At 57.7% G+C, this 12918-nt stretch carries 7 protein-coding genes; 5 read left to right on the forward strand and 2 right to left on the reverse strand.

Features of this window, described 5'->3' with window-relative positions; all coding sequences use genetic code 11:
* Positions 1-124: 124 nt before the first annotated feature.
* The 3 genes from C1A35_RS33065 (at position 125) to C1A35_RS33075 (ending at position 9183) form a co-directional block, all read left to right on the forward strand.
* Positions 125-6580 carry a hypothetical protein gene (locus tag C1A35_RS33065; RefSeq protein ID WP_104668461.1) on the forward strand — a complete coding sequence of 2152 codons (6456 nt, stop codon included), beginning with the start codon at positions 125-127 and terminating at the stop codon, positions 6578-6580.
* A gap of 28 nt (positions 6581-6608) precedes the next feature.
* Positions 6609-7262 (forward strand): hypothetical protein, encoded by a 654-nt coding sequence (locus C1A35_RS33070; protein ID WP_065376948.1) that lies wholly within the window; start codon positions 6609-6611, stop codon positions 7260-7262.
* Between the two features lie 214 nt (positions 7263-7476).
* Positions 7477-9183, forward strand: a complete 1707-nt coding sequence (locus C1A35_RS33075) for an ATP-dependent nuclease (RefSeq protein WP_158665233.1) — start codon at positions 7477-7479, stop codon at positions 9181-9183.
* Positions 9184-9378: 195 nt separating this feature from the next.
* Here the strand turns inward: C1A35_RS33075 and C1A35_RS33080 are convergent, their stop codons facing one another.
* Positions 9379-10320 carry a hypothetical protein gene (locus C1A35_RS33080; RefSeq protein ID WP_104668463.1) on the reverse strand — a complete coding sequence of 314 codons (942 nt, stop codon included), beginning with the start codon at positions 10318-10320 and terminating at the stop codon, positions 9379-9381.
* Complete coding sequence (locus tag C1A35_RS33085) at positions 10317-11681, reverse strand: tyrosine-type recombinase/integrase (RefSeq protein ID WP_104668464.1); 1365 nt, start codon at positions 11679-11681, stop codon at positions 10317-10319. Before C1A35_RS33085 ends, C1A35_RS33080 begins: the two co-directional genes overlap by 4 nt.
* Positions 11682-12140: 459 nt before the next feature.
* Here C1A35_RS33085 and secE point away from each other — a divergent pair, with 459 nt between their 5' ends.
* On the forward strand, positions 12141-12341 hold the full coding sequence (secE, locus tag C1A35_RS33090; protein WP_034795473.1) for a preprotein translocase subunit SecE: 201 nt from the start codon (positions 12141-12143) through the stop codon (positions 12339-12341).
* A gap of 16 nt (positions 12342-12357) precedes the next feature.
* Positions 12358-12888: a transcription termination/antitermination protein NusG gene (gene nusG / locus C1A35_RS33095; RefSeq protein ID WP_034795476.1), complete on the forward strand. Its 531-nt coding sequence runs from the start codon at positions 12358-12360 to the stop codon at positions 12886-12888.
* Positions 12889-12918: the final 30 nt, after the last annotated feature.

Below are 12918 nucleotides of genomic sequence, written 5' to 3' on the forward strand. Positions count from 1 at the left end.
CTTCTGTGTACATACGAGAGAATCGAAACATTGAACGTTGTGCCACAATACCACGCACCTTAAGTTGCAAGGGCGAATGAATCGGTAATCGACCGAGTTCCTCGGCAAGAACGGAGCGTGGACATTGGCATCGAGACAGGCCGCCGACTATGGCGGTGCTCGCGGATCGAATGCGGGTGATCAATTTCACGAACTTTGGGCGCTTCAGCAAATCCTTGGACTCCTGAAACCAAAGAGCACGCTAGCGGCGGTTACAATCGAAGGAATTCAGTATGCGGAGCCTCCGACAACAGTCGACGCCCCCACCTGGGACGGCGTCGACTGCGCTCTCTTCCATGGCCATCCATCGCTCGACCGTGCCGACCGCGTCGAGCTGGTTCAACTGAAATACTCGGGATCGTCTCCTGACCTTCACTGGACGATTGCCCGCCTCGCTGCCAACACCAAGAAGACGGGAAACAACTCCGTAATTCGGAGACTCGCCAACGATTTTGCGGCTGCGCGCGCGCGCATGAAACCTGGCGCTGAGCTTGTGGTGAGGCTTGTCAGCAACCAGCCGGCCGGATCGGACGTACGCAACCTTCTGGCCCACGCAGACTCCACCGCGCAATCTGAGAACCGGCGAAAAGTTCAACAAGCCACCGGACTTAAAGATGAAGAATTTGACAAGTTTCTAAGCAGCCTGGATGTCGGCGGCTGCGGATCATTTTCGCGCTTCGCACTCAACGAAGCGGTGGCCGGAGAGGTTATTTCTCTGTTAGGCGACGACGTCCGCGGCGAGATCGAGCATCTTCAAAGCCAAGTTCGAACCCTGATGCTTCCGGAACGCTCCCGAGAAGTCGTCGACGAACGAAAGCTCCTCGTGTGGTTCGGACTCGGAGGGCGCAAGGGCTTGTTTCCTTGCCCGCCTGCCATCGAGATCCCCGAAATGTCGATAGAGCGGGTCGGGACAGACGAGGTTCTTAGCCAACTCGATAGGGGAATGAGGATCGTTGTGCTGCATGGCGACGGCGGCTGCGGGAAGACGACGTTAACTCAGCAGCTTCCGCCAAAGCTTCCCTTTGGCTCGATCGCCGTGACCTTCGACTGTTATGGGGCCGGAAGCTACATGCATTCGGAGGATAAGCGGCATCTTTCCGAGCGCGCGCTCCTGCAGATTATCAACGATGTCGCGGTTGCTATCGATCTTCCCCTTTTGCTGCCAAGAAGCGGGTCACACCCGGTGACGATCGAGACTTTCCTCCAGCGGATGACGATAGCCGGAAAGGCGCTCGAGCTCGCCTCGCCTGGGGCAATCCTGCTAGTCATCATCGACGCGGCGGACAATGCCGTTACGGCGGCTGCAGCGGCCGTGCCTGTGGTTCGCCCCTTCATTCACGACATTGCCGAGGCGGACCTTTCCAAGCTTCCCGGAAACGTCCGCTTTGTGGTTTCTGCGCGAACAGCAAGAAAAGAGGGGCTGGGCTTTCCGCACACGACTGCGGAGGTTTTATGCCCTCCGTTCTCGGCAGCGGAGACGGGCATACATTTAAGAACCGTCTTCCCAGAGGCATCCGACACTTCCATCGCGTCGTTTCATGACCTCTCGGGAGGCATTCCTCGAGTCCAGTCCTATGCCTTGAAGGCTTCTGAGGGCAGCTTCGATGATCTGTTCACCTCGTTGCTTCCCAACGGTCGGTCCTTGGCCCAGGTCCTCGACGCATCGTTTTCCCACGCCTTGGCCAAACTTGGACGGCAGGCGGAACTGGACAACTTGACGGCCGCCCTTGCATTCCTGCCAATGCCGGCGACCGTGGTTGCCGTGGCTGCCGTAGCCGGTACAAGCGAACAGCTCGTTCGGGATTTTGCGGCAGATCTCGCTCCTGGCATTCGCCTCAGCGGTTATGAACTGACCGTCTCGGACGAAGATTTTGAAGACCATATTGCTACACGCAGCAAGCACGCTCGTTCGGAGACGATCGCACGGATCGCCAATCACTTCCGGGAAAACTATCGCGGAGACCGCTACGCCAGCACCTATGTAGTGGACTTCTTGTTGAGCGCCGGTCGCGTGGCCGACATTTTCGTCATTCTTGAAACGGACCGCAACGTAGCCGCTGTTGGAGACCCACTCCTTCGCCGCGAAATTCAGCTACGGCGCCTTACAATCGCTTTAGCAACCTGCCGCGACGTTGACGACAAGGTCAAGGCTGTGCAGACGGTTCTGATCGGCGCCGAAGCCCAGCACGATGAAAGTGCGTTCTTTAATCTAGTCGACCGTGAACTCGATCTGTCCGTCGAGTTCAGCGGGCCATCGCTGATAAGACGCACACTGCTGGATCGTGATCGCGCGCACATGCACGGATCGGTGCTTTCACATTGCGCGCTCAGTGCAAGCCTGAAGGGCGATCGCACCGGGGTATTTCATTTCCTCCGGATGTACGACGCGTGGTTGGCTAAGCGACCACGACGAGAAGACGGTTACGTTCGCGGATCACGGAACGAGCACTGGAAAGTTGACGATAATGATATTGCGGCGTGCATAGAGGCGGTTTTCCGAGTGGCCGGCGCGAACGCCGCCAATCGCGAACTCGATCGCTGGTCCCCGCGGTCCGCCAGGCTTCGTATCGCGCTTCTTGTGATTCCGCGCCTCATCGCCGATGGATACGGCCAAGAGCTGATGGATTTCGCGAATGCCTTTTCGCCGCGTGGGCCATGGCGATTGCTGGTCACGGTTCCCTTGGCGTTGGCGGGGTTCGACGTTGACTCGAGAATGCTTGCTTCAGACCTTGGCAAGCTGCGCAAGATATTTATGCCTGGAAGAGACCTAGGTAGTGCCTCTGCGTCCTTCAGTTGGACGGCCGAGTGGCTTCGACTTCTCTTAACAGCCATGGAAATTCTATTCGTAGCCGGCGGCCACGCCGAAGTTCTACAACGGGCCGTCGGCCTCCTTCTTCGCGCAGTGACCAACGATGTCGCAGCACTTTACCCGTCGGATCCGAACCGCGTCGACGCCGTTATGCGCTTGTGGATTTTACGTGAAAGCGTCGCCGGCAGAACGATCGACAAGCAAACCTTTCTCGCATTCGCCAACCAGATCGGCCCGCGACTTGAGAACAAGACAGCCTCAACGAAGCGCAATCGCAAAAGTGCCGCGACCGAAGATTACGAGGCTAAACAAGAACGAGAAAAGCGAAGCCGCAAACTATCGGCTGTCTTTGACGTCTACCGGCGTCGCATCGGCGTCATGCATAACGCGGCCAAGGCGTCCCTTGACGCTGAAGACCTGCAAGGGCTCGGCAACTTGGTCGAGCCCCATGAGATTGATCTCGATTACGACGCCAATTACGCACGTCGAGCTATAGCCCGTAGCATTTCCGACCTGCTTTTCCTCACAGGGATATCGATCGCGGATCTATGTGACGCCACGCTTCGTTCGGCGGCGAAGAAGTTCGGCACATACCAGGATCGTGATGTCTCAATCTTATCAGCCTTTCGCTTACGTGTAGAATTTCACGCTGCTTTGCTGAAAAAGATCGGTGACGCGGCGGAAGAGATCACGCAACGCCGCACGCGCGCCACGGAGAAGATGACAGAGCTTGTTGCCCTCGCTCGCTTCGTATTCCCGTTAAGCAGACCGGATGCCGAAGTCTTTTTCAACGACGCGGTCGACATTGCAAAGGAGATAGATGAGGAGGCCATTGACCAGATAGACTTTCTTGCACGGGCCGCGGTTGCGGCACGGGCGTCGAGCGAACCTGGCGATGCCGAAGCTGCGTCGAAGCTGGCAGTCTTCGCAGCGGCGGCGTCGATCAGATTGGAGGGCCACGACGACTTTAGTTGGGACGATGTCCTTCGCGGCCTGGTACACGTCCATTCCGCCACCGCCTTCGCCTGTACCGGCCGGTGGATGGACGACGGTACAGCCATGTTGCGTGACACGCTGTTGCCATTGCTTCTTGAATCCCTGTCGATCAACGACATTTCGCAGGGCCGTGCGGCAGCTCTTTCGTTGTTGGTTGCTGGCCCTAACACCGCATTCTTGGAAACTCTTGCGCGCGGCACAAATACAGCAGCGAACGACGACAAGCTTGTTGAAGAACTGGCCCGAGCCATTCTCCTTAGCGACGGGCAGGGCGCACGCATCAACCGCGCGAGAACGCTTCTCAACGTAGTTGGCGAGCGGGTGGATGGACCTTGGCTAGCTCAGGTTCGGAAAATGATATCCTTCGACGCCACCAAGCCGGATCGAAAGGTCGTGGAGACGCCGAAAGACCCTGTTGCCGATCTGGTGTTGGGGGTGGCTAGCCCAGCCAACAGCCAACAATTCACGCCCACCAGTGGATCCACTTGGCGGGTAGCCCTTGAGAATGAAATTCAAAATAGATCAAGAACCGCAGAGTACACCTTTCCCGGCACCATTCTGAGGGGAATTAGTAAAAGACTTCGATCTCCGGCGGATCGAGTTCCCTTTCTTGATGCTATGACGTCGATCGATGAGGAGATCGCCAGCGCGTTTGATTGGTCGCAGCTTCTCTCGGATCTGCTCGAAAATTGGAAGGACACCCCTTCCGTCCAACGTTGGTGTCGGGACAGGCTTCCGGGCGTAATCTCGGAGCATTTGTCTGTGTTCAGTCGGTACCTACGGCATGGCCAAAGCAATCTCGATCAGCTTCTTGCATTCGCGCGTGTCGACACGGACTGCGGAGCATCGGTTCTCCTCGATGGCATTGCCGAATCTGGAATGGTTATGGGAAGCGGTGCGCTCTTCGGTCTCGCCTCTCGTCTCGTAGCGATGATGGAGGGCGGCGATGCAAAACGCATACTTGACTGGTATCTCGACCGCCTCTTCTCCCGCTTACCGAAGGATGACCGGGAATCATTGCGGCCTGTCGACGTTCCGTCGTCCATCGCTGAGGCACTCCCTCGTTTCCTGTACGCGTTGCTATCCGACATCGATACTCGCGTAAGATGGCGAGCCGCGCACGCGGTTCGATCTCTTGCCCGCTTGGGAGATACGACCGTACTGAGGGACTTGTTCTGCGAGCATGGCAAAGACGTCGACCAAGCCTTTCGGGATCCGAATTCTCCCTTCTACGGACTGGGTGCGCGTCTCTGGCTAGCGTTGATCGCGTATCGGTTGAGTGACGAAAGCCCCGCCGCTCTTGTCGCCGCTAAGGACTTTCTTCTCGTGGCCGCTCTGGACCCGGAGCTTCCGCACGTAGTTGTTCGCGAATACGCAAAGCGTGCATTGTTGCTGGCCTCGGACAGAGGCGCAATCACGCTGTCCGAGTATGAAAACCGCCTGCTCGTTGAGCTCAATGTGCCGAAAAAGCGTGTGCAAGCAGCGGAGACCAACCGCGTCTTTGAGCGGCGCGAGGATCGAGGGTCGCGTCGGTTCAGTTTCGACGAAACGGACACAATACCGTATTGGTACAGCGACCTTTTCAGCATGTTCCCCGAGATTCCCGCCGCAGAAATTCTCTCCATGGCCGAACGGTGGATCCTCGACGTGTGGAAAGCTCCGACCGACATCTACAAATGGGTGAAAGAGCCTCGTCGCGACCGCCGGCTGAGCGACCACAGCTATGATCTTTGGGCCCATCGCCACGGATCTCTTCCGACTGTCGAGCGCTACAGCACCTATCTGGAGTGGCACGCCATGCTCTGCGTCGCCGGCGAACTTCTTCAAACGTCGGCTGTGGCAAAGGAAGAGTCCGGCGAAGATCGATTTGCCGACTGGCTGAAAGACTTCCTTCCGACTCACCCCCCGCTGTGGCTTTCTGACCTGCGAGGACCAACGCCGCTAATTCCCGAACTATGGTGGCTGGATGATCGAAAGGACGCGCGCTGGTTTGGTCACGTCCGCAACAGCGAGTACATCGAAGCGCTGGGCCTTTTCGGGGCAGCTCCCGAAGGATGGATCGTTGCGGGGGCGAGTGTGTCGAACGATCACCCGACCCGAGAGCAACACCTAAGGATCCACTCAGCTCTCGTTTCACCGGAGACCGCAGCAGCGCTAACCAGGGCGCTTCAATCAGTTCGTGACCCATGGGACTTTCGAATACCCGACGAGGACGATGACGAAATCGACCAGCCCCCCTATCGCATGACCGGTTGGTTGGCTTCATTGAGGGGCGACAGACGGTTTGACGATCACGATCCACTACGATTTGGAGGGCGCGGCATTCAATGCCAACCCGGTCGAGAAATCACAAAGTTTATGCAGCTACTGCGTGAACCGCATCCTTCGGTACAGTGGACTGCGGCAGGACGTAGCAGTCCTTCGTTCATCTACGAATCGTGGAGCGACGAAGCGCCTGAGGAACGTGCCCAGTACCGTCGTACGAAGTCTGAAGGGTGGCGCCTTCTCGTGAGAGTTGAAGATCTTGCTGACTTTCTAGAGGAAAGAGGCGAGGATCTAATTTGCGAAGTCAATATCGAGCGCGCGCTCCGGAACGAATACAGGCAGTCCTATGAGCCCGAGGCACAACAAAAAAAGCACTTCAAAATCCTCGTACTCGCGAGGGACGGTTCCATTCGCGACATCCGAGGACACGCTGGAGTTTGGAAAAAGGCTCGTCGCCGAGTACAACCTTGAACCCAGTGTCGACACCCTTGGTAGATGGATGATCCATCACCTTGCGGAGCTGATTGAGGAGGCCGAGAGGGCGACGGGGACAGATCGGCCCTCCAAGGTCGCCGCAGCGATCGAGACGATCCTCATATTCTGGGACCACCGGTCTACCGTCGATAGAATTGACCCACTTCGTGATCTGAAGCCAATTCTGCGTGTGATCAAGACCCTTGATCCGGATGAAAATCGATGGGCTTGGCGTTATCCTGGTGATGGGCATCGCCCAATCGCCGATGTCTATTCTGCCCTTCGTGAACTCGTGATTGTCGAACTGGTTCGGCAGACTGAGGATGAAATCAACATCGTCGAGGCATCGCGCTTCTGTGGAGACACTGAAGTTGCAATTGTAGATGGGCTCAATCTGTGGCTGGCCGATTATCAAAAGCAGATGATGGTCGACAACGATGGCAAACAAAAAAAATCCGCGAGGAAGATCGACCCGAAATCGCTGCTCCTCGAGAAGATCGAGTCTGCGCGACATGCTCTGGATGCATTAGCCGACGAGATCAACGGCATTGAACGACCAGCGACACGTATCTCTGTCGACCGGTTTCCATACGTTGTCGCCGCCGTGGAAGAAGCTTCCTCGCTGGCCGAAGTGCTTGAGGCGGAAGACGTCTCCAATCCGACTGCAACCGATGAATGAGCGCATGTCACCGGGTTCCGCGGCGCCCAGAGTGAAATAGAGGCGGCCGTGAACGACCAAGCGAACATCGTCAAAGATGGCCGAAGGGTATTGGCGAGGGCGTCCCAGGCGAGAGCATCGAAAATTCTTGCAATATGTGTCGTCGGAGACTTGCGAATCACAAGTTCGCAGCGCGAACTCTGCCGGTTGCCGAGCTTTTTTTGACGAGGATACTTTGAAGTTAGTTAAAATCCGCCTCGATAAATTCAGAGGAATTCGCGAAGCTGAAATTGATGTTGGATCAGAGCTCGCGCTTGTCGGTCAAAATAGCGGGGGGAAGTCCTCTATCCTTCGAGCCCTCAATGCGTTCTTTAACTTCTCTAGAGAGCGTGAACACTTCGAAGCGGGGCGGCATGCCTTTCAGAAGACCTCTACCGCAATCATCGACCTAGAATTCTCAGGCGCTCCTGTTGATTGCAATTTGCCTCGGACCGCCGCGGGCGGCGCCAATGTGCGCCTGCGTTTGAAATACAGGAAGTCTGCAATCTGGGAAGTATCAAACAATGGGGTATGGCAGGTTGCTCCAACAGGACTTCACGACACCTTGCAGCAATTTGTTCGATACGTGTACATCCCCGTAGCGCGGACAGAGAATGTACTGAGTTGGGGGCAAGATAGCATTCTTCAAGCCGCTATTATGTCTTGGGTAAAGAATCACACTAAGAACAGAGACCGTATCTCTCCGAAGGTTGCTGAAGCGACCAACATGATCAAAGATAGAACATTTAAGGGGTTAAGTAAGTATCTTCGAGAGTTGACCCATCTAAATGGCTCCTTCCAATTTGAGTTGGATTATGCATCCCCACCTGACTACAGCCTTCTGATCCGAGATTTGGTACTTCGTGTAGTGGACGGGAATACATCGATCGATATCTCCGACTGTGGCAGCGGCACACAAAGCCTCGCGGCTATTGGGCTCTATTCCTATTTGGCTGAATCTCTCGGCGGTACATACATCTTGGGAATTGAAGAGCCTGAACAAAATCTGCACCCGCAGGCCCAAAGATCATTACTCGCAGCGCTTAAAAAGTTGCCGCTGCAAGTTATATTTACTACCCATTCAACAGTAATGGTTGACAGCCTGGAGCATGAGGAAGTCGCTCTCTGTCGTCGAGCCACATCCGTTACTCGAGGGTTTGAAATCACGGTGACTCAACTCCCAAGAAGTTTCTGGGCTACCTGTGGAATTGATAGAGATAAGTACTATAACTTTCACAGAAGAAGAAATTCTGAGTTCTTCTTTGCGGACTATGTTTTATTGACTGAGAGCCCGATCGACTCCGAGCTGGTTCGATACTTGGCTGAGGAAGGTGGTTTGAATTTTGCCAACCACAGCGTCTCGATTGTTAGCTTGGATGGCGTCGCTTCCCTGCCATACGCATACCATCTTCTCAAGGAGCTTCGCATCGATTTCGCGTCCGTAGTCGATAAGGACTATTTTTTACCGTACTTGAGTGACGAACTCGATGCGAGCAGAGACGCCCGAGGTTTTCCCAGATACAGGAGAGAGTTCAAGCCGGAATGTCTGATCGAAACGATGGTGCCAGACGCGGTCAAAAGGGCGGCTCTGCTTGGCTTTTTCCACTCCAATCATTCGCGCGCGATGGACATACTGGAGGAAGTAGGGGTTTTCTGCTTTCGTTGGGCGATGGACATTGATCTTGTCGGCTCGGAGACCGCCAAAAATATTCTTTTTAATAGGTTGAGCGTGCCTGTAGCAGACAGGACCTCCGAGGGGCTGCTAATCCAGCGTAAGAAACAACTTAAAAAGCAGGAAACAGTTCTTGGCACCGTTCGTGCGCTCTCAGCGGGAAGCCTACCAAACTCCTATAAGCGAATCCGAAAGAAGATTCCGGAACTCGTGAGGCGGCGCGCGTCATGAACGGCCGAGGGACTTGATCAGTTATTCGCATAGCCAAGCCAGTCATGGTGTCTGCCGTCCCGAAACGGCGCGTGCGTAAACATCGTGAAGCTACTGGACGCGCATAGGCTTCGCATAGAAGGAATGACGGTCCCGACGTGGCTGGCCAGCTTCTGATTAGCAATTGTCTGCACGGCTTTCGGCAGCGTAAGCGCGTCAGCCGGCGCCGCCTCCAAGGCGTTTGCGGTCGTGTACGGCCCGCGCCTCTCCAAGCTCCGCCGCCGCCGCTTCCAGCGCCGTCACAAGCGCCGCGGCGCTTCTTTCGAAGCTGTTCCGACGCTTCTCCGTCCATTCGCGAAGCCAGGGCAGGGGATGGTGCGGCGAGTAGGCGGCGAGCTTCAGCCTGCCCTGCGGGATCCGCCGCCATTCGGTCCAGTGGATGCCCGCGGCAGGCGGAGGCCTCCGCGCTGGAACGAACACCCCGCCGCCGACATAGCGCATTTCCGCCTCCTCGAACACTTCCAGGATGGCGAGCCCCACCGCGACACCTCCTATACGGGCGATCGTTGGGTTTCTCGGCGTCCAGAGTGCGCGCACGTCGCCGCGAAGGTGCGACGGTTCGCGCCCCCAGTTGCTGATGGGCGGACGGATGAAGGCGCTGCGCCGGGCCACCACGACGTCATGGCCCCGCCTTTCGAGACCGAGGAAGAGGGCGTTCGCCAACCGCAGGCCGCCTTGCAGTCCTTCTTCCGAGACGGTGAGGTCGATAGAGTCGTAGTTCCAGTTGACGACGAGAGATCCGTCGAGCGACTTCTTGGCTGTTGTAAAGATCTCGCGTGCATACGCGACCAGGCGGTGGGTGCCGGGAGGTACGGGTCCCGATCCGAGGACGTCGCGCCGGTAGTATGCCTTGAGCGGAGGCACTCCGGCGCCGCCCTTGGTCCAGCATTCCGGCCGGTTGGCAGGCGCGGGCGGAAGCGGCGGGCGCGGGGGGGCGCGACCGGCCTTTCGCTTCATCCACCAGCCCCGCGGTGGGCGCGGGACGTCCAGCGCCGTGCAGACGCGGTTCAGGTAGCTGTCGGAGACGCCGAGCTTCGACGCCGCGGCCTTTCCTGGATCGCTCCAGACGAGATCGTAGAGCTCCTGGCGCGTGATCATCGGTCCGCTCCTTCGACCAGGTCGGTGTCATGCTCCCATTCGGCGAGCGTGCATGTCCCGAGCTCGACCTTGTGCAGCAGTTCCGACCAGACGTTGAAGGCGCGTCGGATCTCGGACCGGTACTTGTAGAGATTGTAGACCCGCACGATCCCCTGCGGTCCGTGGCCGATGGCGGCTTCCGCGACCTCGGTGCGGCCGGTGATCGGCTCGAGGTGGGTTCGGGCCGTTCGGCGCGCATCGTGCCACACCCAGTCCTCCAGTTCCTGTCCGGGGGCGAGCGCCTCGAACGAGGCCAGCATGTGCCTCTCGAACCTGCCCCGTCTGCCGCCGGCGTCGGCGCCCTGCGCCTTGACGGATTTCACGATCTTCAGGGCGCCGAAGTTGTCGATGGGCTTCTGTCCGCCGGTCGCGCTGAACACGTAGGGCCCGTGCTCCGGCGGCAACGCGTCCCGCAGGGATCGCAGCAGCGCCACCATCCTGTCGGAGAGCGGCACCTGGTGGGCATCCTCGATCTTCGAGGTCTTGCCCGGTATCACCCACACCTTGCGGTCGAAGTTGATCTGCGGCCATCGCATCTTCCGGACAGCGCCACGTCGCTGGGCGGTCTCGATCAGCGTCCTGAGGCAGGGACCGTAGGGGTAGGGGGTGGCGGTGCACGCGGCGAGGTAGGCGGCGACCTCCTCTCGTTCCAGCACCCGCGTACGGGCCTTGATCCGCAGGCCCAGCTTCATGTGCCGCAGGGCGGCGAGGGGATTGCTCTGGAGACCGATCCGGTCCGCGTTGTCGGGATGCATGGCCCAGCCGAAAAAGACCTTGATCTGGGTGAGGGCGTGGTAGGCCTGGGCGGGCGCCCGGTGCTGGATTTGCTTGATCAGCGACACGACGTCGGCAGCGGTGACCTTTGAGATCGGCTTGTCCAGCCATGGGTTGCTCTTTGCGTTGAGAAAGTTCCTTCTGAGGAAGGCGATGTCGCCGGCGGCGTTCAGGTTCCTGTTTCGTGATGGAATGTAGACGATGTAGTCCTCCAGGACCGAGCGGAAGGTGCTGCGCGCCTCCATCAGTTCGGCCGCGGCTTTGGCCGCCGGCGCGGCGGTCGGGTCGAGGCCGTGTCTGGCCTGGTTGTCCCAGTCGCCCGCCTGTTCTCGGGCCGCGACCGTCTTCATCTCCGGGTAGGCGCCGACCTTCACGCGCATGGAATTGCGCGACCGACCGACGCGCCTGCGCAGGATGAACGTCTTCGTTCGCGGTCCGACCCTGACGGCGAGGTTGGGAACGGACGCGTCGTAGACCTCGTAGCGGTCGCCGGCCGAGGCGAACGGCAGTTGTTCGACGAGGTCGTCGGTGAGATGGACTTTGTTCATGGGAGCATTCCTTGTTCCTGTCGGCTGGGCGACGGATGATGTTCTTCTGGGCGACGTTTCCGGGCAGCGATCGACCCGGCGGCGGTATGCCGCTGCACCCAAAGGAAAATGGAAATGTAAATAAATGTAAATAATAACAATGGGTTATGAGGCAAACTGAAGTCTCTTGAAACTTCTTGCGGCCATGTGCTACAAGCCTCGCGACCGCCGCAACAGACTCCAAAACCGCAGGTCGGGGGTTCGAGCCCCTCTGCCCCTGCCATTCTCTCTAGGCTTGCATAAGAACTGAGGGTTCGGCAGAGTAAGTTTAAGGATCGGTTATCCGGTCGACGAAATTCACAGAAAAGACTGATTGGCTCTTGTGGTTTTTAGAATCGGTCTTTATGTAGGGTCCAAACAGACACGCGGTGCGTGGGGCTGAATCATCGGCTTTACGCGCCGTAATGGCGTGAGCATTACATGGCATCCAAAACGAATCCGGTAACGTTTCTGCAGCAGGTTCGCTCCGAGACGTCGAAAGTGACCTGGCCCTCTCGGCGTGAGACGATGATCTCGACGCTGATGGTCTTTGTCATGGTCTTTTTTGCCGCTGCCTTCTTCTTTGCTGCGGACCAGTTGATGGGTTGGGCGATCGGCCTCATCCTCAACGTTGGCGCTTGATTGGGTGGAGGCTAGTATGGCTGCGCGCTGGTACATTGTTCACGCCTATTCGAACTTCGAAAAGAAGGTCGCTGAATCGATCGAGGAAAAGGCCAAGCAGAAGGGTCTCGAGCATCTGTTCGAGAAGATTCTCGTGCCGACCGAGAAGGTTGTCGAAGTGCGTCGTGGCCGCAAGGTCGACGCCGAGCGCAAGTTCTTCCCGGGCTACGTTCTGGTTCGCGCCAACCTGACGGATGAGGCTTTCCATCTCATCAAGAACACGCCGAAGGTGACCGGTTTCCTCGGAACCGACAGCAAGCCGGTTCCGATTCCGGACCATGAGGCCGAGCGCATTCTCGGTCAGGTCCAGGATGGCGTCGAGCGCCCGAAGCCGTCGGTTTCGTTCGAGATCGGCGAGCAGGTGCGCGTTTCGGACGGTCCGTTCGCCTCGTTCAACGGTGTCGTTCAGGACGTCGACGAAGAGCGCTCGCGCCTCAAGGTCGAAGTTTCGATCTTCGGCCGCGCGACGCCGGTCGAGCTGGAATACGGTCAGGTCGAGAAGGTCTGATAAGACCTTGAAGGATAGGGTGGGTTTCGG

The organism is Ensifer adhaerens (assembly GCF_002940685.1).
Lineage (GTDB): Bacteria > Pseudomonadota > Alphaproteobacteria > Rhizobiales > Rhizobiaceae > Ensifer > Ensifer adhaerens_E.

Coding starts and splice junctions, on each gene's coding strand:
- nusG (WP_034795476.1), top strand. CDS start 12,358: ATGGCTGCGCGCTGGTACATTGTTCACGCCTATTCGAACTTCGAAAAG.
- C1A35_RS33070 (WP_065376948.1), top strand. CDS start 6,609: ATGATCCATCACCTTGCGGAGCTGATTGAGGAGGCCGAGAGGGCGACG.
- secE (WP_034795473.1), top strand. CDS start 12,141: ATGGCATCCAAAACGAATCCGGTAACGTTTCTGCAGCAGGTTCGCTCC.
- C1A35_RS33085 (WP_104668464.1), bottom strand. CDS start 11,681: ATGAACAAAGTCCATCTCACCGACGACCTCGTCGAACAACTGCCGTTC.
- C1A35_RS33080 (WP_104668463.1), bottom strand. CDS start 10,320: ATGATCACGCGCCAGGAGCTCTACGATCTCGTCTGGAGCGATCCAGGA.